The organism is Psychrobacter sp. S4(2024) (assembly GCF_036861305.1).
Taxonomy (GTDB): Bacteria; Pseudomonadota; Gammaproteobacteria; order Pseudomonadales; family Moraxellaceae; genus Psychrobacter; species Psychrobacter cryohalolentis.
Genome location: NZ_JAZAQR010000002.1, coordinates 213,037 through 234,161, shown reverse-complemented (window position 1 = coordinate 234,161; position 21,125 = coordinate 213,037). Strand labels below are relative to the sequence as shown.

16 protein-coding genes are annotated in these 21,125 nt (G+C 44.9%); 10 read left to right on the top strand and 6 right to left on the bottom strand.

The genetic code is table 11. From position 1 onward, the window contains the following. Positions 1 to 136 precede the first annotated feature (136 nt). From VLA57_RS05915 to VLA57_RS05890, 6 genes are all read left to right on the top strand, one after another. A complete protein-coding gene (locus VLA57_RS05915) occupies positions 137 to 1,747 on the top strand; it encodes a carboxyl transferase domain-containing protein (RefSeq protein WP_333954561.1) in 1,611 nt (536 codons plus the stop codon). 61 nt (positions 1,748 to 1,808) lie between these two features. Then, the gene (locus tag VLA57_RS05910) at positions 1,809 to 2,609 is read left to right on the top strand and encodes an enoyl-CoA hydratase/isomerase family protein (protein WP_333954560.1); all 801 of its coding nucleotides are present in this window, start codon (positions 1,809 to 1,811) and stop codon (positions 2,607 to 2,609) included. Positions 2,610 to 2,671: 62 nt separating this feature from the next. Next, entirely contained in the window at positions 2,672 to 3,100 is a 429-nt protein-coding gene (locus VLA57_RS05905) for a GFA family protein (protein WP_333954559.1), read from the top strand. A 133-nt stretch (positions 3,101 to 3,233) separates the two neighbouring features. Beyond that, positions 3,234 to 5,348: an acetyl/propionyl/methylcrotonyl-CoA carboxylase subunit alpha gene (locus VLA57_RS05900; RefSeq protein ID WP_333954558.1), complete on the top strand. Its 2,115-nt coding sequence runs from the start codon at positions 3,234 to 3,236 to the stop codon at positions 5,346 to 5,348. Between the two features lie 14 nt (positions 5,349 to 5,362). Further along, positions 5,363 to 6,283 (top strand): hydroxymethylglutaryl-CoA lyase, encoded by a 921-nt coding sequence (locus tag VLA57_RS05895; RefSeq protein ID WP_333954557.1) that lies wholly within the window; start codon positions 5,363 to 5,365, stop codon positions 6,281 to 6,283. A gap of 204 nt (positions 6,284 to 6,487) precedes the next feature. Next, positions 6,488 to 7,675 (top strand): isovaleryl-CoA dehydrogenase, encoded by a 1,188-nt coding sequence (locus VLA57_RS05890; protein WP_333954556.1) that lies wholly within the window; start codon positions 6,488 to 6,490, stop codon positions 7,673 to 7,675. A gap of 231 nt (positions 7,676 to 7,906) precedes the next feature. Here the strand turns inward: VLA57_RS05890 and VLA57_RS05885 are convergent, their stop codons facing one another. Together VLA57_RS05885 and VLA57_RS05880 are read right to left on the bottom strand one after the other, a co-directional pair. After that, positions 7,907 to 8,635 carry a pantothenate kinase gene (locus tag VLA57_RS05885; RefSeq protein ID WP_149408854.1) on the bottom strand — a complete coding sequence of 243 codons (729 nt, stop codon included), beginning with the start codon at positions 8,633 to 8,635 and terminating at the stop codon, positions 7,907 to 7,909. Positions 8,636 to 8,672: 37 nt separating this feature from the next. Next, positions 8,673 to 9,635, bottom strand: coding sequence for a biotin--[acetyl-CoA-carboxylase] ligase (locus VLA57_RS05880; RefSeq protein ID WP_333954555.1), 963 nt, complete (start codon positions 9,633 to 9,635; stop codon positions 8,673 to 8,675). Between the two features lie 213 nt (positions 9,636 to 9,848). Here VLA57_RS05880 and VLA57_RS05875 point away from each other — a divergent pair, with 213 nt between their 5' ends. Next, entirely contained in the window at positions 9,849 to 10,652 is an 804-nt protein-coding gene (locus tag VLA57_RS05875; RefSeq protein WP_333954793.1) for a sulfite exporter TauE/SafE family protein, read from the top strand. Positions 10,653 to 10,655: 3 nt separating this feature from the next. Here VLA57_RS05875 and VLA57_RS05870 read toward each other — a convergent pair whose 3' ends face one another. Further along, a complete protein-coding gene (locus tag VLA57_RS05870; protein WP_333954554.1) occupies positions 10,656 to 10,955 on the bottom strand; it encodes a DUF4298 domain-containing protein in 300 nt (99 codons plus the stop codon). 139 nt (positions 10,956 to 11,094) lie between these two features. Here VLA57_RS05870 and VLA57_RS05865 point away from each other — a divergent pair, with 139 nt between their 5' ends. The 3 genes from VLA57_RS05865 to ligA all read left to right on the top strand — a co-directional run bounded on the left by VLA57_RS05865 (position 11,095) and on the right by ligA (position 18,523). Next, positions 11,095 to 15,051, top strand: coding sequence for an AAA family ATPase (locus VLA57_RS05865; protein ID WP_333954553.1), 3,957 nt, complete (start codon positions 11,095 to 11,097; stop codon positions 15,049 to 15,051). 188 nt (positions 15,052 to 15,239) lie between these two features. Then, on the top strand, positions 15,240 to 16,262 hold the full coding sequence (locus VLA57_RS05860; protein ID WP_333954552.1) for a cell division protein ZipA C-terminal FtsZ-binding domain-containing protein: 1,023 nt from the start codon (positions 15,240 to 15,242) through the stop codon (positions 16,260 to 16,262). A 179-nt stretch (positions 16,263 to 16,441) separates the two neighbouring features. Then, the gene (ligA, locus tag VLA57_RS05855) at positions 16,442 to 18,523 is read left to right on the top strand and encodes an NAD-dependent DNA ligase LigA (protein ID WP_333954551.1); all 2,082 of its coding nucleotides are present in this window, start codon (positions 16,442 to 16,444) and stop codon (positions 18,521 to 18,523) included. Between the two features lie 551 nt (positions 18,524 to 19,074). Here ligA and VLA57_RS05850 read toward each other — a convergent pair. The 3 genes from VLA57_RS05850 to VLA57_RS05840 form a co-directional block, all read right to left on the bottom strand. Continuing rightward, a complete protein-coding gene (locus VLA57_RS05850; RefSeq protein ID WP_333954550.1) occupies positions 19,075 to 19,728 on the bottom strand; it encodes a hypothetical protein in 654 nt (217 codons plus the stop codon). Continuing rightward, positions 19,721 to 20,224: a hypothetical protein gene (locus VLA57_RS05845; RefSeq protein ID WP_333954549.1), complete on the bottom strand. Its 504-nt coding sequence runs from the start codon at positions 20,222 to 20,224 to the stop codon at positions 19,721 to 19,723. Before VLA57_RS05845 ends, VLA57_RS05850 begins: the two co-directional genes overlap by 8 nt. Before the next feature lie 274 nt (positions 20,225 to 20,498). Next, positions 20,499 to 20,909, bottom strand: coding sequence for a hypothetical protein (locus tag VLA57_RS05840; RefSeq protein ID WP_333954548.1), 411 nt, complete (start codon positions 20,907 to 20,909; stop codon positions 20,499 to 20,501). Positions 20,910 to 21,125 lie beyond the last annotated feature (216 nt).

Here is a 21,125-nt window from a genome sequence, read left to right as displayed (position 1 = left end):
CTTGTCAGGTATGAAATAACCAGACCTGAAAATCACGGATTAATCATGTGAGTAACGCTTAAAACAAACAGCAGCTAGAATAACTCGCATAACATAAAAAGCTACTCGCATTTACGTATAAAAGAAAAGGGATATCATGAGCGCTATCATAACCAGTAAACTGAGTCCAAACGCTGCTGAATTTCAGCAAAACAGTGCCGCTATGCAAGCGGTAGTCGATGACCTATATGTGCACTTGCGTAAAGTCGTCCAAGGCGGTTCAGAGCGTGCGCGAGCTAAGCATCTAGCACGTGGTAAGCTACTACCTCGTGAGCGTGTCGAGCGTTTGCTTGATGTCGGCACGCCATTTTTAGAAGTCGCTCCGATGGCAGCGCATGATATGTATGGCGAAGAGATTCCCGCTGCTGGCGTGATTGCCGGTATCGGTCGCATTAACGGCACTGAGTGTATGATTGTCTGTAATGATGCTACGGTAAAAGGCGGCACTTACTACCCAATGACGGTCAAAAAACACCTACGTGCGCAAGAAATCGCGCAAGAAAACAACTTGCCTTGCGTATATTTGGTGGATTCAGGCGGTGCTAACTTACCCAACCAAGATGACGTGTTTCCTGATAAAGAGCACTTTGGTCGCATCTTTTTTAACCAGGCCAACATGAGTGCTGCAGGCATTCCACAGATTGCTGTGGTTATGGGTAGCTGTACGGCGGGCGGTGCATACGTACCAGCGATGAGTGATGAGTCTATTATTGTTAAAGACCAAGGCACCATCTTCTTGGGTGGCCCGCCACTCGTAAAGGCAGCAACCGGCGAAGAGGTCACCGCTGAAGATTTGGGCGGTGGCGATGTGCATACGCGTCTGTCAGGGGTGGTCGATCACTTAGCGCAGAACGACACTCATGCATTATCGATTGCGCGTAATATCGTCAGTCATCTCAATCGTCCTGCCAAGCAAATTCCGAATCAAATCAAACCGCGCCCACCACGCTATGATGCCAAAGAGCTATACGGCGTCATTCCAACGGATAAGCGCAAACCCTTTGATATCAAAGAAATCATCGCTCGTATCGTCGATGACAGTGCCTTTGATGAGTTTAAAGCACGCTTTGGTACGACGTTAGTGTGTGGTTTTGCTCATATCGAAGGTATGCCAGTTGGCATCATCGCCAACAATGGCATCTTGTTTAGTGAGTCGGCGCAAAAGGGCACGCATTTCATTGAGCTGTGTTGTAAGCGTAAAATCCCGTTGATATTCCTGCAAAACATCACCGGCTTTATGGTCGGCCGTAAATACGAAAACGAAGGTATTGCTCGTCATGGCGCCAAAATGGTCATGGCAGTTGCGAACGCAAAAGTACCGAAATTTACCGTCATTGTCGGTGGCTCATTCGGTGCGGGTAATTACGGTATGTGTGGACGTGCTTATAGTCCGCGCTTCCTATGGATGTGGCCAAATGCACGCATTTCTGTGATGGGCGGTGAGCAAGCAGCATCGGTATTGGCAACGGTTAAGCGCGATAATTTTGACCGTAAAGGCGAAGCGTGGAGCGATGAAGACGAAGCGGCATTTAAAGCGCCGATTCGTGAGATGTATGAAGAGCAAGGTCATCCTTATTATGCTACCGCTCGTTTATGGGATGATGGCGTGATTGACCCTGCTGATACCCGTAATGTGTTGGCATTAGCGCTTAGCACGGCTCATAACGCACCGATTGAAGAGACAAACTTTGGTGTCTTTAGAATGTAGCAATGAACGGTATATTGACAGTCATTTAGTGCTCATAAATACATAAAATATAGAGAAAGATATGCAACAAAATTTGAATCATTATAAAAGTCTATTAGTTAACGTTGAGCAGCATATTGCAACAGTAACCTTGAATCGCCCTCAGATACGTAACGCCTTTAATGATGAAATGATTGCTGAGTTGACCCATGCTTTCAAGACGCTTAGCGATGATGAGCAAGTACGCGTTATCATTTTAGCAGCGGCCGGTAAAGCGTTCTGTGCGGGTGCCGATTTGAATTGGATGCGCGCCATGGCGGATTATAGCTATGAAGAGAACCTAGCGGACGCGGAAAAATTGGCACAAATGCTTAAGACCATTTATGAGTGCCCAAAACCAACGATAGCGGCGGTACAAGGGGATGTTTATGCAGGCGGCATGGGTTTGGTTGCTGTCTGTGATGTAGCTATCGCTGTGAGAATTGCCAATTTTTGTCTTAGCGAAGTGCGTCTGGGCTTAGCACCAGCAACCATTAGCCCTTATGTGATTAGAGCCTTAGGTGCCAGAGCCTCACAGCGTTATTTTCTCAGTGCGGAAGTATTTGATAGCAAAAAAGCCCGTCAGCTTGGCTTTATCCATGAGCGCGTCAGTGAAGAGTCGCTTGATGATGCAGTTGCAGAATTTTGTGCCAAAGTCGTTAAAAATAGCCCTGAGGCTGTGACAACCTGCAAGCGCTTATTGCATGAAGTCGCGGGCGCACCGATTACCGATGAGCTAATCGCCGATACGGTCAAAGGCATCGCCGATATTCGCTCATCAGAGCAAGGTAAGGAAGGGGTGCAAGCATTTTTGCAAAAGCGTAAACCTGATTGGTTAATTTAGGACAACAAACTTAGAATAAGCTGTTTAAGAATCAGACGTTATTCAAAAAAGGTGAAAGTGTAATGTTAGGAAAATGCTTGTGTGGTGATATCGAGTTTTCTGTTGACATACAGACTAACCCTTTTAAGATTTATCAGTGCCATTGTTCATTGTGCAAAAAACAATCAGGCTCAAACGCCAATTCAGCGACCATTATCGAAGCGACCCATTTCAAATGGATAAAAAGTGAAAATATAAAAAGCTGGCAAAAAGAGACGGGATTTAGCTCACATTTTTGTACAAACTGTGGCTGTTCTGTTCCCAATGCCTTTGCAAGTAAATATTACTGGATACCCGTGGGTTTATTAGAGCTTGATAGTAAGTCAGTTGCTATAGAGGTCGTCGCTAACTTCTGCTTAAGTACGAAATCCAATTGGCATAATGTTTATAAAGAGTCTGGCAACTTCGATGGGTTACCTGAGTTTAAAACCATATTAGAGCTTTTATCCTAGCGGCTAAGAACTTTTCCAGCTGAGCTTAGAACTTAAATATCTCGAATGATATAGAGAAATAATTAAAAAATAATAAAGCCATCATTAACTTTCTGCAATTTTTTAAGTTATAGATTAAACGATAAGGACCGTCATGTTTTCTAAAATTTTGATCGCCAACCGTGGTGAAATTGCCTGCCGTGTTGCTGCGACTGCCAAGCGTCTGGGTATAAGCACCGTCGCTGTTTATTCTGATGCTGACCGTGAGGCTAAGCACGTGTCTGTCTGCGATGAAGCTGTCTATTTGGGTGGTTCGGCTCCTAAAGACAGCTACCTAAAAGGCGATGCTATCATTGCCATTGCCAAAGAGACCGGCGCACAAGCGATTCATCCGGGTTATGGATTTTTAAGTGAAAACGCAGATTTTGCCCAAGCTTGCCAAGATGCAGGCTTGGTCTTCATCGGTCCATCTGCAGACGCTATCCGTGCCATGGGTGGTAAGTCTGAATCAAAGCGTTTGATGGAAGCGGCTGGCGTGCCACTAATACCCGGCTACCATGGTGAAAATCAAGATGCGCAATTTTTGCAGCAGCAAGCCGATAGCATTGGCTATCCTGTACTGATTAAAGCCAGTGCTGGTGGTGGTGGTAAAGGTATGCGTATCGTTGAGCAGTCCAGTGACTTTATTGATTTATTAGAATCTTGCCGCCGTGAAGCGATTACCAGCTTCGGTAACGATCAAGTATTGGTCGAAAAATACGCATTGAAACCTCGCCATATCGAAATCCAAGTATTTGGTGATACCCATGGCAACTATGTGCATTTGTTTGAGCGTGATTGTTCCGTACAGCGTCGCCACCAAAAAGTATTAGAAGAAGCGCCGGCACCGGGTGTTGATGCAGCGATGCGTGAAGCGATGGGAACAGCGGCAATCGAAGCTGCTCGTGCGGTCAATTATTTTGGCGCAGGCACGGTTGAGTTTATCGTTGAGCAGCGCGAAGGTTCGATGAACTTTTATTTTATGGAAATGAATACCCGTCTGCAAGTTGAGCATCCGGTCAGTGAAGCTATCTCTGGCGTCGATTTAGTAGAATGGCAGCTATTGGTTGCGGCAGGTTTACCATTGCCGAAAAAACAGGACGAGCTGACTATCAACGGTCATGCGATTGAAGCACGTATTTGTGCTGAAAATCCTGACAATGGTTTTTTACCAGCCACAGGTACTTTATTCACTTATCAAAAGCCTGACCACAGTACCTTTGTCATTAATAAGAACAGCACTGATGTGCGTATCGATGACGGTGTACGCGAAGGCGATGTCATTAGCCCGTTTTATGACTCTATGATTGCTAAGCTGATTGTGCATGCACCTACTCGCGAGCAAGCATTAGCCAAGCTTGATCGTGCACTAGCCCAAACGCGCATCGTCGGTCTGCCAAATAACGTCGCATTTTTGCGCTATATTCTTAATACTGAATCGTTTAGCCAAGCCAATCTTGATACAGCTTTGATAGAACGTGAGCGTGAGCAGCTGTTTGATCAGCATCCGCTTGAGTTATCGACGCTTGCGGTTACTGCTATTGCGCAGCAGCTTGCCAATGAAGCGACAACGCAAGGGTCAGATCCTTTTAGCAAGCCTACGGGTTTCCGTGCCTTTAGCGATTATACGCGCTCGTTTAGCTTGGTTTATAATGAGCAATCTTATAACGCTCGTATTAGCAACTGGCGTAATGCAGCTTGCTTAGACAGCAAAAAGGGCAGCGATAACCTCAGTAGCTTTACGCTAGTTATTGGGAAAGAAGTTGCGAACACTCAAGATAACAGCAACGCTAATGTAGCTGCCCAGATAGAAACTGTATATGAAGGTCAAGTCAGCTATAGCAGTATTGACGCACACAATCATACTCTATGGTTAGATGGTGCTCGTATCAACGCCCAAAGCTGGACAAACCATGAGACCGTTTATGTCTTTACTGATAACGGGCGTGATGAAATCACCCTTGTCGATATCATGGCGCATGTTGGCGAAGAGAATGCGGCTGTTGGTAGCTTGAAATCACCAATGCCAGGACAGGTCGTGGCCTTTAAAGTCGCCGTCGGTGATAGCGTGAAAAAGGGCGAGCCATTGGCTGTCATTGAAGCGATGAAAATCGAACATACCATTACTGCACCGACAGATGGCGTGGTGGCAGAATTGTTATTTGGCGCGGGTGACTTGGTTGCTGATGGTGATGAGCTGCTGCGTATTGATAGCCAAGAGAATCAGTAAAAAGGACAATCTGTATGAGTATCTCGTACCCAAAACACGTCACCATCGTCGATGTCAGTCCACGTGATGGCTTGCAAAATGAAGCCATGACCGTGCCGACTGCGGTTAAGCAAAGGCTTATAAGTGACTTGATTGCCGCAGGGGTTAAAAAGCTCGAGGCTACTAGCTTTGTCTCGCCAAAGTGGGTACCGCAAATGGGCGACAATAGCACGCTGTTAGAGGCACTTGCAGCCACACGCCACAGTGATGTGAGCTATTCGGTATTGGTGCCGAACATGCGCGGTTTTGAAAATGCTATCGTGCATCGTCCTGATGAGATCGTCATCTTTGGCTCAGCAAGCGAAACCTTTAGCCAAAAAAATATTAATTGTAGTATTGATGAAAGTATTGAGCGTTTCGCGCCCGTGGCCGCTGCGGCTAAAGCGCAAGGAATCAAAGTACGCGGCGTTATCTCTTGCACGGTCGGTTGCCCCTATGAAGGCGAAATTGACCCACGCCAAGTGGCTTATGTCACCAAGCGTTTGGTTGAGATTGGTGCTGAGCAGATTGGCATTGCTGATACGATTGGTGTTGGTACGCCGCTCAAAGTACAGTGGGCGCTACAAGCTGCATTAGAATATGCTGATATCAGCATGTTGTCAGGGCATTTTCATGATACTTATGGTCAAGCGTTAAGTAATACCTTAGCTGCCTTACAAATGGGTGTCAGTGAATTTGATACCTCCGTCGCTGGACTTGGTGGTTGTCCTTATGCCAAAGGCGCAACGGGCAATGTCGCAACCGAAGATGTGGTATATATGCTGCATGGTATGGGTATCAGTACTGGCATTGATTTGGAAAAGTTGGTCGTGGCAGGCGAGCGTATCAGTGCGTTTTTAAAGCGTCCGAATGGCTCAAATGTGGCACGTGCCATTATCAATAAACGTCAGTCTTAAACAGCATAGTCAATCCACTATAAAAGTCTGATAGCGTTAACCTCGCTTGAAGTATTCAATATATATCGACACTCGGTTGCCTTGTCAGATTTTCACATTGAATTGACTATGACTTCAAAAATGACATTATAAATACAGTTACAGTAGTTTTAAAAAACAGATTGAAATTCGAAATTTAAAAATATCAAAACACAAGGAATGGTTATGAGTTTACCTGGATTGAATTTTCAGCTTGGCGAAGATATCGATGCCTTACGTGATATGGTACAACAGTTTGCGGCTAATGAAATAGCCCCACGTGCTGCCGAGATTGACAGTAGCGATGAGTTCCCAATGGATTTATGGCAAAAGATGGGTGATATTGGCCTACACGGTATTACCGTTCCTGAAGAGTACGGTGGCTCTAATATGGGCTACGTCGCACATATGGTGGCGATGGAAGAGATTAGCCGCGCTTCTGCCTCTGTAGCGCTGAGCTATGGCGCGCACTCAAACCTATGTATCAACCAAATCAAACGTAATGGTTCAGAGGAACAAAAGCAAAAATATCTGCCTAAGCTCATCAGTGGCGAATTCATCGGTGCTCTAGCTATGAGTGAGACAGGCGCTGGCTCAGATGTGGTCAGTATGAAGCTAAAAGCCGAAGAAAAAGACGGTCATTATGTGCTAAATGGTAGCAAAATGTGGATTACCAATGGTCCTGATGCTGATGTGATGGTGGTTTATGCCAAAACCAATCCTGAGCTGGGTGCTAAAGGCATGACGGCTTTTATCGTTGAAAAAGGCATGGAAGGCTTTGGTACGGCACAGAAGCTCGACAAACTCGGTATGCGTGGTAGCCATACTGGTGAGATGACTTTTAATAATGTAACCGTACCTAGCGAAAATATCTTGGGTGGTCTCAATGAGGGTGTTAAGGTACTGATGAGCGGACTAGATTATGAGCGTGCTGTATTAGCCGCAGGTCCTATCGGCATCATGCAAGCAGTGATGGACAATGTTGTCCCTTATATTCACGATCGTAAGCAGTTTGGTCAAGCGATTGGTGAGTTTCAGCTTATTCAAGGCAAAGTCGCAGACATGTATACGATATTGCAAGCAGGTCGCAGCTTCTTGTACACTGTCGGTAAAAACCTTGATATGTTGGACGCGCGCGGTGCTGGTCATAGTCGAGAAGTACGTAAAGACTGTGCCAGTGTGATTTTATGGTGTGCCGAAAAAGCCACTTGGATGGCAGGCGAGGGTATTCAAATCTTTGGTGGTAATGGCTATACCAACGAGTATCCACTAGGTCGTTACTGGCGTGATGCCAAGCTATATGAGATTGGCGCGGGTACCAGTGAGATTCGCCGTATGCTGGTTGGTCGTGAATTGTTTAACGAGACTAAGTAAAAGTTACTGAGTGTTTATTAGATATGAAGTTCAAAATAAAATCGATACATTGATATCCTCGTGCTAATGGGCTAAATTTTTCTTGCGTGCTGTTCACAGGCGTAACAGAGTCTGCGAACAGCTCATCCCTTTAGCCCTCTGTATTGCTCTCAAATCAAATAGACATAAAAAAGCAGGACGTTTTAAGCGTCCTGCTTTTTTAATTTCTAGCTTATAAAATTTTTTCAGTCATCATGCCTGTTTACTATGATCAAAATAGCGCGCAAGACCATTTAATAATAAATCGTCACGCAGGCGCACTGGGCGGTTGACGTGTTGGGCGATAATAGCTGCATCACCGCCAGTCATGATCACTTCAAAGTTGGGATGACGTGTGCTAATCTCGTTAATAGCACCGACGATAGATAGTAGTATCCCGCGATGTACCGCATCTTGCGTGGTGAGACCTTGGCTAACATTATCAAAAGTACCGTTAGAAATGGTGATTTGCTTGGTACCAGAAAATAGCGACTCGCGTTGCAGGTAAATACTAGGGAAAATATAACCGCCCAAATGCTCTGCATGGTCAATCAAATCAATGGTCACTGCTGTACCACAACCTATCACACATTGACGTTTGGTTCTATCCACTGCGCCGAGCATTTGTAGCCAGCGATCACAGCCAAGCTGCTCATCATTATAAGCGCTTTTCATAAGTGGATAATTGGCATCGACATGGACAAATTCAAACGGGATATTAAGGCGACTGAGCGTCTCTGAGACTTTGACATTGAGATCATCACCGAGCACCGATGAGATACCGATAAAGTCAGGGGCATAACGCTCAAAGCGGTCGGTCAAACCCATGAGTAATTCGGCAGGTGCTTGCAAATGTTGCTTGGCATCATGTGAGACTATCTGTCCGATATCATCGGTTAGCCAGTATTTAAGGCGGGTGTTGCCGAGATCAAGCCAGAGCATAAAATTCCCTTTAGATAGAGCGCATTCAGTAAATGCTTTAAGCGTTATCAATAACGTCGATGCGTCCGGTAAAAAGCGCAGAAATATTACCGTTATCTTGGCGTAATTGCAAACATCCATGTGTATCAATACCGCAAGCATAGCCAGTGAGGATCTCTGTTTGACCGTTGTGCTCTTGGCTAATACGTAAGCGCCTTCCTGCTAGTGCATCCATTGAGTCAAATTGCTGTAAAAAGCTGTCTAAATTATAGGTTTGACCGGTTGGTTTCTCTAACCCTAAATGCTCAAAGCGTGTCATTGCTGCCATTAATGCTTTGCTCATTTGTTGATAAAGCTCTCGTAGACTTGGCAGCGTACTTGCTGGTTTATCTGGCGCTAGCAGCTGCTCGATATCTTGTAAGCTAATGGCTTGGTAGCTCATACCTTCGCAGGTTTGGGCAGTAAGCTTGGGAGTTGCTTGTACATTAAGACCAACTCCCATCACCACGCCGACCAATTTGCCCGCTTGGGTAACCGGCTCAATTAATATACCAGCAAGTTTGCTAAATTGAATAATTTGAGTGCCTGATATGGCTTCATCTGCTTCAGAGAGAGATTGATAAAATCCCAAGTCATTCGCCCATTTTACCCCGATGGGCGTTAAGTCTTGAGCATGTAATTGTTCATTTAATGTTTGAATAACAGGCATTTTTGCCAGCTCAATACCGATGATTAACGACAATAAACCGCTAATCGGCATATGTGCTGGATAATATAACGATAGATAAACATTGCCACATGGTGATTGCCACGAGCGTCCATGTTGTCCACGACCTGCGCTTTGGGTTTCGGCAGTCATTAAATGCATTTCATGGGCATTGAGCGTGCGATCCTGTACTGCTGCGATGAGCTCACTATTAGTCGAGACGCTGCTAAGTAGGTGCCGATGGTTAAGTTCTGGCAAATGAGTAAGCCGGTGAGACTTAGAGTCGCAGTTAGATAAAGAGTCGAGTGGCAGCATACGTTTTTTCGCTGTGGTTAATAGAGCAAATGTGATAAATGAGGCAGGGGAAATCTTTGATATACTGAGCGATGGTCACAAATATTCAATACAGAGTAGATAGGATAAAGGTCAATGTGAGATTTGGCAAATGCAATTAAGCGTATGATAAGTAAATGCTGAAAAGATAAAGTAATCTAATAAAAAGACGCATGATAAAAGGCTGATTCAATGATGTTATATGTATGGTTTGTGATTGCAGGGGCGTTTGCTGGCGTCAGCGCCGGCTTGTTTGGCGTCGGTGGCGGTATGATTATCGTACCAGCATTGGTGTGGATTTTTGCGGCTTATAATTTTCCTCCTGAAGTGGTGACCCATTTGGCGATTGGCACTTCCTTGGCGACCATCGTTGTGACTTCGATCAGCTCATTAACTGCGCATAATAAACGCGGCGGTGTACGTTGGGAAGTATGGCGCAAGATGGCATTGGGCTTGGTCATCGGTAGTCTGGTTGGTGCCGGTATCGCGGATATGATTGATGGCAAGGTATTGCAAGCCATCATCGGTGTTGGTGCATTACTGGTCGCGGTAAAGATGCTATTTTTATCCAATAAAGAGCAGCTCGGTAAGCCGTTGCCATCTACTGGTGGACAGTTTAGTGCGGGCACGGGCATTGGTATGGCGTCTTCTATCTTTGGTATTGGCGGCGGTAGCTTGACCGTGCCATTTTTAAACTGGGCAGGGCTAACGATGAAGCAATCGGTCGGTACGTCTGCCGCTTGTGGTTTACCTATTGCATTGGCTGGTGCAGCAGGATTTGCATGGTTTGGTCAAGATGTAGTTAATATGCCCGAAGGTACGATAGGCTTTGTCCATATCACAGGATTTTTATGTATTTCCGTTGCTAGCTTTGCGATGGCAAAGGTCGGTGCCAAACTTGCCCATGTATTGCCTGCGCTCACGCTTAAGCGAGCTTTTGGCATATTATTGTTATTTGCGGGTGGACAGTTATTGTTAAGTGGGATCGGGGTAATTTAGGTTTTACTTTTTATCAATTGCATCGAGCCCCAAACGCATCCATTTTCTTGCCAGCTCGTCACGGTCAGTGAGCATATTCCACAGCGCATCTTCACTAAATATAGAGTGCTCTTTACCTGAGTGCTCAATTGGCAGATCTGCTTCACGATCCGCCATCCATTGTGGATTAAGATAATAATCTTTCAACTCGTTTAGCAATGCTTCAGCTTGCAAAAACTGCTGTTGCGCTTTGAGCTGCTGGCGGTATAGTGCGCACCATTGCTCATATTTTTGCTGTAGTTCTTGCGGATTATAGCTAGTCATTTTAATTCTCTTGATTTTTAGTGTTTAAATTAATGATATTGATTTTAAGCCCTATTATAGCGTCCCTCATAAACCCTAAAAATTTAGCACAATTTGAGGTAGAATAGCCGCCTGTTTTCGCCATATTTACTGATCCTTCATGCGCCTAAAATCTCTCAAGCTGGCAGGCTTTAAATCCTTTGCCAATCCAACAACTTTTACCTTTCGTCATGGCATCACCGCCATTGTCGGGCCAAACGGCTGTGGCAAATCCAACGTCATTGATGCCATTCGCTGGGTGCTGGGTGAGACCTCTGCCAAGCAATTACGCGGCGGGGCGATGAGTGACGTTATCTTTGCTGGTACGCAAGATAAAGCCGCCAAAAGTGCCGCCAGTGTTGAACTGACTTTTGAGCATACCCAAGATGAGCAGACGGGTATTCGCCATGAGTTTAATTTATATCAAGAGTTGTCCGTTCGCCGTCAGGTAAATCTGGAAGGACGCTCGGACTACTTTATCAATAGCACGCGCTGTCGTCGTCGTGATGTGGTCGATGTATTCTTGGGTACGGGTCTTGGCGCGCGCAGTTATGCCGTCATCGAGCAGGGTATGATTGGGCGTATTGTTGAATCTAGCCCACTGCAGCTACGTGAATTTATCGAAGAGGCGGCAGGGGTGTCGCGCTATCAAGCGCGCCGTGAAGAGACGCAAAAGAAGTTAGAAAAAACTAAAGACAATTTGGCACGTCTGCATGATATGCAAAGCGAGCTGGTCAGCCAACAAAAACGCTTGTCTAAGCAAGCCGCCAGTGCTGAGCGTTATGAAGAGCTGGCGTTAACGCTTGCTGATATTAAACAACAACTTGCCATTCAACAGTTATATCAAGCCAAACATAATCAGCAGCAGCAGAAAATCGCTCATGAGCGTATTGCCACTGAGGTTGCAACCTTACAAGCCAACTATGACACACTAAAAGCCAAACAGGATAAGCTTGCTGCTCATATCAATCAAGAGCAGTGGCTCAAAGACGATGCTCAAAGTAGCCATTATCAGCAGCAATTAAGCTATCAACAAGCAGAGCATCAATTAGGCGATGCCAAGTCACAGCTGACTGCTATTGAGCAACAGCTTGCCAGTTTAGAGCAGCAGCGTCAGCAAGCAGTCGATGAGATTGAGCGCTTAAAAGCTGAGCAAGCCGAGCAGCAGACTGTGCTAGAAGCATTGCGTCCGCAACTCGATGAACTTAACAGTAAACGCGATTCGCATAAACGCAACGAGCAGCCATTACAGCGCGCCTACCATGACGCGCAAAATCAGCTATCACGCTTGCAAGATAATGCGCGCACGCTTGAACAACAGCAAGCCATTAATAGCCAAGCACAAAAACGTTATCAGCAAAATCATGATAAGTGGCAGCATCGTCACACAAACTGGCAGCATTTATGGCAGCAACTACAACAGTCACTATCACCAGTTGCAAGTGCTGGTTTGCAAGATAATTCTGATACGAATAATTTGCAGCAGACATTAGCGGCGCAAGTTGCTGAGCTAAACAAACAATTGCAGCAGATTGAACGCCAACAAGACAGCGTCGATGAGCGACTGTCTGAGCTACAACCGCAAGCGCAGGATTTACAACAGCAATTGCACACGCAGCAGCGCGAGTCGAGCGAGAGTGAGAAGCGCCACGCGGTATTGGCAGGCGAGTACGATACTTTGCATCAGATATTGCATCCTAAACCTATTCCAAAATCGCAACCGCTTGTTCATGCAAAAACTGCTGATGTTAAAGGCGATTTAGGAAGCGAAATAGTCAGTGATTATAAAGAGCTGTCCATATCAACCTTGCGCGAGCAGATTGAGCTAAGCGCGAAAGGCAAACAACATGCGCAATTACTCGATAGCGTATTGGCGTTGTGGTTGGATAGTCATGTATTGGTTTGCAATCAAACCATGCAGCCAAGCATTGATAACACGAGCGATGATTCTGAGAAACTACACAGCTTATGGCAAGCGCTTGAATACGATTTGGATAGTCTGTTTACTTATCAAATGGCACAAAACCAGCCTATTTCTAATAAAGATAAATCGTCAGTAGGTATGGGTCACAGCTTATGGTTATCTACAAAGCAAAATGAGGCAAATACAAAACCATTTATCAGTAAATTGCCAGATACTCTAAGTGATAAAGTACTATCTCTATCAGAGCTGATTAGCGCGCCGAACTTAGCGCTTTGGCAGCAATGTTATTTATATCTTGCGCAACCTGAGACAAATAATCAGCAGACTCTTGATACGCTCACTGATATTTTAAAAGTATTGCCATCATCAGCCATTTTGCTAACGTCTGATGGCTGGCTTATCAGTCGTCAGGGGACGATTAATCTAAGTAAGTTTGCTGGCACGCAAAATGGTCAAAACGATAGCAATAGTCAATTTTTAACTCAGCGTTTACAGCAGCGCAGCCGTCTGCAAGTGTTAGAAGAGTTGCTTGATGAGTTTGAAGCCAAAATCCAAAATCAGCGAAAGGCTATTGCTAATAACCAGCGTAACTATGATGCACTAACGGTCAGCTTAGAAGAAACCCGTGCGCAAGCTGAGCAATTGACCCGTGACCAGCATAAATATCAGCAGCAGCTCACCACTCAACGTGCTAATGCTGAGCGTCTACAAGCGGACAGCCAACGCTTAAGCGCTGATAAAATAGCCCTTGAGCAAGAGCAACAAGAGTTAGCTCAAGAGGGACAAGCGCTCACTCATGAGCAGCAAGATATTCAAAGCCAGATAGTAGCGTTAACACCGCAAATATCTGATGCTCGAGCGACAACGCAGCAATTACAAGCTGAGCGCAGTGAGTTAAGTCGCACCCGTCAGGCAGACGAGGATAATTGGCAAGCATTGCAGCTTCGTATCCAGCAGAGCGAGATGCGTTTAGAGCATGGCGTAAGCAGCCTTATGCGTGCGACCGAGCAACACGATAAGTCACTGCAAAGCGAGAAAATTTTACAGACAAATTATGAACAGCAGCAAAGTAAGCTGCCAGAACTGCAAGCAGCCCTGCAAACAGTGCAAACGGCGCGTGATGAGCAGCAGTTATTATTAACAGGGCGCGAGACAGCATTAACGGCACTTAAGCAAGAGTATAATCAGCAGCAGGTCGAGCTAGATACGCTGCAACATACATTGCAAACTCAGCAAAGCGCGCTTGCCCATCACTCGACCGAGTTGGCACTAAGCGCGGCGAGGTTAGAGGATGCTAGTAGCCATACACAAGAAGCGCTAGATGCGTACTCTAATGCGAGTCATAAATATAAAGCGCAGTCGGATATATCACAGCAGCCACAACATCAGCAACAAGTGATAAGCGTCTCAAACTTATTGGCAGATTTTATCGCTCATGATCGCCGTGTGCGTCCAGACAAAATCGCAGAATTAGAATCTGAGTGTAACAAGCTTGAGCAGCAATTAAGCAAAATTGGCGCAGTTAATCTTGCAGCCGTGGCAGAGTTGGCAGAAGTTAATGAACGTTTAGAGCCACTGGCGCAGCAGACCGCAGATATTGCTGCCAGTATGCAAACATTGACAGAAGCGATTGCCTCGATTGATGAAACTACCAAGACACTATTTATGCAGACACTTGATGCGGTTAATAATGAGCTTGCTAACTTATTTGCCAAAGTCTTTGGTGGCGGGCAAGCAAGCTTAACCCTAAATACTGAGGATATGCCTGCTAATGCGCCAAAATCAGAACAGTGGCGGGCAGGGCTGACTTTGATGGCACAGCCAAAAGGTAAGCGTAATAGTCGATTAGCCGTGTTATCAGGCGGTGAAAAAACCCTGACCGCGCTGAGCTTAATTTTTGCGATATTTAAGCAGCATCCAGCCCCATTTTGCGTGCTTGATGAGGTTGATGCGCCGCTTGATGATGCTAATGTCGCTCGTTTTACCAGTCTCATTCATGAATTAGCAGACGATTTGCAGTTTATCTTTATTAGCCATAATAAATTAACCATGCAAATTGCTGATGAATTAAAAGGTGTTACCATGCCAAGCGCAGGGATTTCTACCTTGGTCAGCGTATCGCTCGATGAAGCCGCACTTTATATTGCTGAATAGCAAAAATAGTGATAACTGGCAGCGATTGTCAGTGGTATAGTTAGGGGTCAGGGCAGAAGGTCACGCAAGTGTGTCAGCCTCACGGTAAACGATGACTATATGGTGACGATGTTAATTAGCCATGCTAGACTATTGCCATTTATTCCCTCTTATGTATTCTCTTTTGTCGTAGATTAGGATTATTTCTCATGACCGCTATTCAGTTTATATTGATCGCCATTGCTGCATTGATTGTGCTTGCCGGGCTAATTATGGTCATGCGTAGCTTTAAGCGTCGCAAAAATGCAGAAGCTGCCGCGGTCAATTATGATAAAAACGGTATTCCTATCATACCGCGTCATGAGCGCAATATCGTCGACCAGCCAGATTTAGACGACACGATCGCTGGCGAAACCAGTATCACGCCTGACCGCAGTTATCTGAATGCAGTCGTTGAAGATGCACCTTTGAGCCAAGCGCGTCAGCAAGACGATGCACAGCTGATGTCTGGATATGATAATGTCAGTAGCGATGTAAACGATAGCTATAGCCAAGTAAATGATGAAGATTATGCGCGCTGGCAGGCAGAGCAGCATAACGATAATAGCGAATTTACTTCTGCTGCTGAGCAAATGAATATCGAACAAGAGCCTGATGCGTTTTCAAGCTTGGTATCGGCAACTGACAGCCTGATGCCATCTATTGATACGGCAGAAGAGCCAAGTTTCAATGATAATAGCCCGATACTTGATCAGCATTTATCAGAGCCAGTCGATGATACGCAAAATGCACCACTTATCAATGCCAAAGACAATATCAATATCACCATCTTGCCGCACCAATATCGTGACCGTCCAGCAGCGTTGATTCGCGGTCGTGATTTATTGGCATTGATCGATAAATATGGTCTGCGTTATGGCGCGATGAATATGTTCCATCGCTATGAGCAAAAAGACGGCACCGGTATGCTATGGTTTAGCATGATGGGCATCACCGATAGTGGTATCGCGCCTTTTGATCCGCATAGCGTGGCGACCAATAACTATAACGGTGTGGTAGTTTTCTTATCGTTGCCGCATCCGCAAGCGCTGCGCAGTTTCGACAGTATGATGAGCATCGCTTATATGATGGCAAGCGATTTGGACGCTGTGATGCTAGATGAGGAGAACGACCCAATCACGCCTGAATACAAGCAACAATTACGCAACCAAGTGCGCGATTATGAAGGTTGATCGCTACCAAAGTTAATTACAATTGATAAATAGTATCAGTACTAAAAAAGGCAAATAGCGATGACGTTATTTGCCTTTTTACTTTTTCAAACCATTCATTTTCATTAAAAGTTTATCCGAGTATCTTGCAAACTTGTTATCATATCGACATCTTGAATTGCAAAAAAAAGACACCGACTATGACTAACCCTATCGCACCGCTTACCTCTAAAGACATCAATACTGCAAAATCTGCAGCAAACGAAGATGCTATCGTGGCTCAAATGCGCACGTTTATTGATGCCCTTAAGCAGCACAATTATGCCTATTATGTGCTCGACAATCCCATCTTAGAAGACAGCGAATACGATCAGTTGCGTCGCTCTTTATTGGAGCTTGAGGAAGAATATCCCGATTTGGTACAGCCTGATAGCCCAATCAATCAAGTCGGCGATATGCCGCTATCGGCATTTACGCAAGTGACCCACGATATCCCTATGCTATCGCTTGGTAACGTTTTTGAATACGATGATTTGCGTGATTTTATGCGCCGCGTTAATGACCGCTTAAGCGTGGCTCAGCAAAACCCTGAATACGAGATGGAGCTAAAGCTAGATGGCTTGGCGGTATCACTCAAATACGCTTATGGCAAGTTTGTCCAAGCGGTGACACGCGGTGATGGGCAAACCGGAGAGGACATCACCCAAAATGCCAAAACTATCCGTAACTTGCCGCTATGGATTCCTGCTGCAAGCGATATTGAGCTATTAGAAGTGCGCGGTGAGGTACTGATGCCAAAGGCAGGTTTTGAGCGTTTGAACCGCCTTGCTGAAGAAAAGGGCGATAAAACTTTTGCCAATCCACGCAATGCTGCTGCTGGAAGTTTAAGACAACTTGACCCCGCCATTGCCGCCAGCCGTCCGCTCGCATTTTACTGTTATTCAGTCAATCAAGGGTTACCTGAGCATATCAAAACTCAATCAGCAGCGCTTGCTTGGCTAAAAACCATTGGCTTTACCGTCAGTGCGGTCGAAGTAGTGCAAAATCCACGCGAGGCTCAAGCCTATTATGAATCGGTAAAAGAGACACGTGGCGAGCTGCCGTTTGAGATTGATGGTATGGTCATCAAGGTAAATAGTCTTGCATTGCAGCAGCAGCTTGGTTTTTTATCACGTGAGCCGCGCTGGGCAACCGCTTATAAATTCCCTGCCGAAACTGTCATGACACGCTTGCATGCTATCGAGTGGCAAGTCGGACGCACTGGCGCGATTACGCCCGTTGGTAAATTAGAACCCGTGAAAGTCGGTGGCGTCACCGTCAGCAATGTCACCTTGCATAACTTTGGCGAGATTCAGCGCTTGGATGTGCGCGCAGGTGATATGGTCAGCGTCCACCGTGCAGGGGATGTGATACCTAAAGTGACCCGTGTTTGGACAGATCAACGTCCAGAAAATTCTGAACCGGTACAGCTACCGTCGACCTGCCCAGTATGCGAATCGCCTGTGGTGCTGCCCAAAGATGAAGCGTTGGCGCGTTGCACTGGTGGGCTATATTGTCCCGCGCAGCAGGTCGAGGCGCTCATTCACTTTGTCTCGCGTCGGGCGATGGATATCGATGGCTTAGGCGCAAGTTGGCTGGTCAGCTTTTTTGAGCACGGTTTGGTCAAGACTGTCGCCGATATTTATCAATTGCACAATCATCAAGACGAGCTGATTACGCTTGAGAAACTGGGCGAAAAATCCGTACAAAACATCATTAGCGCTATCGAAGCCAGTAAGCAGACGACGCTCGCACGCTTTATCTATGCGCTGGGTATTCGCGGTGTTGGTGAGACGACTGCGCAGAATCTTGCCCAGCAATTTGGCGATTTAGACAGCCTAATGACAGCGGATATCGAAAAGCTACTGCAAACGCCTGACGTCGGCGCGATCACCGCTGAACTTGCTTATAAATTCTTCCGCGCACCGCATAATATCGAAGTCATCACGGCACTGCGCGAAGCGGGCGTGCATTGGGATAAGGTCGAGCAGGTAGCGTCAGAAGGATTGCCACTCGATGGGCAAACGTGGGTCATAACGGGCACGCTCGATAGCATGGCGCGTGATGAAGCCAAAGCCAAACTGCAAGCACTCGGGGCGAAAGTCTCAGGTAGTATCTCGGCAAAAACCACCGCGCTACTGGCAGGTGATAAAGCTGGCTCGAAAATGGCTAAAGCTGAAAAACTGGGTGTGAAGGTGGTGGGTGAGGAAGAGTTTTTGGCGATGGTTGGTGAGAACCGTTAAAACAAAGCACGGCTTTGTTAGGTTCGCAAGAGAAAATTCCTTAAAGGGAATTTTCTGGGTAAGTTATTCTTTAATAAATAGCTCGTCTCTAGCGCAATCGCAAAAGACAAAAGCATGGCCTCAGCATCGCTTGCTTTAATAGGGGGCAAATATGCGTTTAATGGTTCACTCGGCGCTCGTCCCTCGCGCAAAAAAATCGCATATATTTGATTAGGGTGCGGTGCGCCCAGCGCACTACTTGGAAATAGTGTTTTCCAGTGTTAGATAACGAGTAATTGAGCGTTCAATAACTTTTGCAGAACATTGCTTAATCAAAATTTTTATATTTATGCATTGAGCGCACCTTAGATCATTGACCAAAAATATGATGATGGTATAGTCAGTCCTAAATAAAAGAAATACAAAAATTATAAGGTGCTACTGGTACCAATTTTTCTTGCTGACTGTGCCTACGCAGACAGAGGCTGCGAATAATTAATCCCAGTGGCACTGTATTCTTTTAAAAGTGTATCTACTATAGTTATAGATTCTGTAACTATAAGATATGTAGTTTATATTTTATAGATATTCTCAGCGTTTAATCGACAAGCGTAATAATGATAACCACCGATATAGCTCATTACTCCACTGTTCTCAAACTGCAAAATTGGGTAGTTTCGTAGTGCGCTGGCTTGAATGAGAATATTTTCATAACCGCTTAAATATTCTTCTTTTGAACTTATGGCGTAAACTAAGTTCAATATATGAAGGGCAGCGAGAGCGTTCAATAAGTTTTTAATGTTAGCTTGATGAAAGTTTTCTGGACGCTGATGTTTAACATCATTATAAGCACTCCACCATTCAAAAGCTTTGTCTTCTTCAGATAATAGCTCAAAAGGTCGAAAAGTAAGCTTTTCATTACTAATGTCAAGAAATATCTTAGAATCACTAATTATAGAGAAGTGCTTTGATAGCATTTCTCTATGATGCCTCATATTTGGTTGTTTAATTGAAGTTAAGTTTAAATTACTTCTTATGTGTTTGAGGACACTGTCTATATCGGTACAAACTGCGAAAAATAATTGCATATTCTTAAAAGAATAGCTTTTATAGTTTTTTTCATGAATAGAAATATATTCGCTAATTTCTTTTAAACTATTTTCTAAAGATAAATAGTGTGACCAAAATTGATTTGTATTTTCGATGGTACATCTAGGCTCACTCATTATCTTTTATCGCATCAGGTTTAATCTCAATCGGTAATATCAACCCTTTTGCAAATTCCCCAGCCAACACATAATCATAGCTGCTGGCAGCGACATCCGGCGTAGTATGAATGATCAGCTTCATATCTTTATCATCAGTCAGCTCATGCGAAACATAGCTTTCACTCAGCTGATCCAACGCTTTAGATAGTGCCTCATTACTTGCCATGCTTATCGTTAGATTATGCTGAGCCGTTGCATTATCTACCTTGAAATACTCTGCATAATCGCGGACATTTTGGCTATCAAGCGCAAACGGATATTGATAGTTAGCGAGATCGGCGGGCTTTTCGCCGCTATCCATAACTGACCAATCTATCGTATTTGCTACCGCTGAGCCCGTTGTCGATACCGATGTATCCGTTTTTTTAGTAGTATCCGCACTATTATCGCAGCCTGAAAGCGCCCACATACTGGCAGTCGTAATAATGAGCATAGTTATAAGACGCTTTGGCATCGAGGTATCCTATTTATGATAAGTCATGAGATGTTTTGATAGAGGCGCTATTTTGACAGCTTTCTGTGTGCTTCTCTAGCGAAATGCAAAAAAGGATGCTTTTCACTCTAGCAATTTCTTATTCTAGTAAGTCAGATAAGAAGACGAGTTTTCTATAAACCGTTTAACAGAGGAAGCACAAAAAAAACAGCCATCTTTCGATGACTGTTTATAGTAATGCTAAGCTTAACAATTATAGATTTATCATTATTAATGAATGATTAAACCGAAATAACTATCTACCTACTTGGCAGTTTACTTGGTATTCTTTACCATTTGCCCATTTCATAGCGAAGATACCTTTGTCGGCTTTCATGTGCCATGCATAGACCACTTCTGGATTTGACTCATTCACATAGCTTGCTGTATCGGCTTGAACAGCGCCATTCAAGATAATTGGCTGGTTTGCCCAGTTTACTTTAGGCAAAGTGGCGTTTAGCATTACTTGCTTCTTATTGATTGACTGCTTTGCCAAGATTTTGCTGCCATCAGTACAGGTATAAGGTGCTGGTGCCATACGGTCATAAGCGGCGTCAGTCACACTTTCTGAAGCAGGTGTATTTGGCGTAGTAGGAGCGGTAGTCGCACAAGCGCTTAATAGGGCAAGTGCAGGTAGAGCAGTAGCAAGTTTGGTTAGGGTATTCATGGCATTCTCCAAAAATATAAAAGTCATCGTGTATTTGTTATTAACTATGCGTTAAGCATATAGCGCATATAGTATCCAAAACTCACTTTATAGAATGTTAGAAATTGTTTGTTACGTGTTCACTTGGTTACTTAAACACTGATTACTGTAACGATTGATTTAAGGATGCTTAATGAATTTCTGATTTGCTTATTTTCAGCAAGCAGCATAATCAAT

Excerpts from the sequence above, each read along its gene's own strand:
- VLA57_RS05900 (WP_333954558.1), top strand. The coding sequence starts at position 3,234 with ATGTTTTCTAAAATTTTGATCGCCAACCGTGGTGAAATTGCCTGCCGT.
- VLA57_RS05915 (WP_333954561.1), top strand. The coding sequence starts at position 137 with ATGAGCGCTATCATAACCAGTAAACTGAGTCCAAACGCTGCTGAATTT.
- VLA57_RS05870 (WP_333954554.1), bottom strand. The coding sequence starts at position 10,955 with ATGACTAGCTATAATCCGCAAGAACTACAGCAAAAATATGAGCAATGG.
- VLA57_RS05860 (WP_333954552.1), top strand. The coding sequence starts at position 15,240 with ATGACCGCTATTCAGTTTATATTGATCGCCATTGCTGCATTGATTGTG.
- VLA57_RS05890 (WP_333954556.1), top strand. The coding sequence starts at position 6,488 with ATGAGTTTACCTGGATTGAATTTTCAGCTTGGCGAAGATATCGATGCC.
- VLA57_RS05875 (WP_333954793.1), top strand. The coding sequence starts at position 9,849 with ATGTTATATGTATGGTTTGTGATTGCAGGGGCGTTTGCTGGCGTCAGC.
- VLA57_RS05910 (WP_333954560.1), top strand. The coding sequence starts at position 1,809 with ATGCAACAAAATTTGAATCATTATAAAAGTCTATTAGTTAACGTTGAG.
- VLA57_RS05865 (WP_333954553.1), top strand. The coding sequence starts at position 11,095 with ATGCGCCTAAAATCTCTCAAGCTGGCAGGCTTTAAATCCTTTGCCAAT.
- VLA57_RS05850 (WP_333954550.1), bottom strand. The coding sequence starts at position 19,728 with ATGAGTGAGCCTAGATGTACCATCGAAAATACAAATCAATTTTGGTCA.
- VLA57_RS05895 (WP_333954557.1), top strand. The coding sequence starts at position 5,363 with ATGAGTATCTCGTACCCAAAACACGTCACCATCGTCGATGTCAGTCCA.
- VLA57_RS05880 (WP_333954555.1), bottom strand. The coding sequence starts at position 9,635 with ATGCTGCCACTCGACTCTTTATCTAACTGCGACTCTAAGTCTCACCGG.
- VLA57_RS05905 (WP_333954559.1), top strand. The coding sequence starts at position 2,672 with ATGTTAGGAAAATGCTTGTGTGGTGATATCGAGTTTTCTGTTGACATA.
- VLA57_RS05885 (WP_149408854.1), bottom strand. The coding sequence starts at position 8,635 with ATGCTCTGGCTTGATCTCGGCAACACCCGCCTTAAATACTGGCTAACC.
- ligA (WP_333954551.1), top strand. The coding sequence starts at position 16,442 with ATGACTAACCCTATCGCACCGCTTACCTCTAAAGACATCAATACTGCA.
- VLA57_RS05840 (WP_333954548.1), bottom strand. The coding sequence starts at position 20,909 with ATGAATACCCTAACCAAACTTGCTACTGCTCTACCTGCACTTGCCCTA.
- VLA57_RS05845 (WP_333954549.1), bottom strand. The coding sequence starts at position 20,224 with ATGCCAAAGCGTCTTATAACTATGCTCATTATTACGACTGCCAGTATG.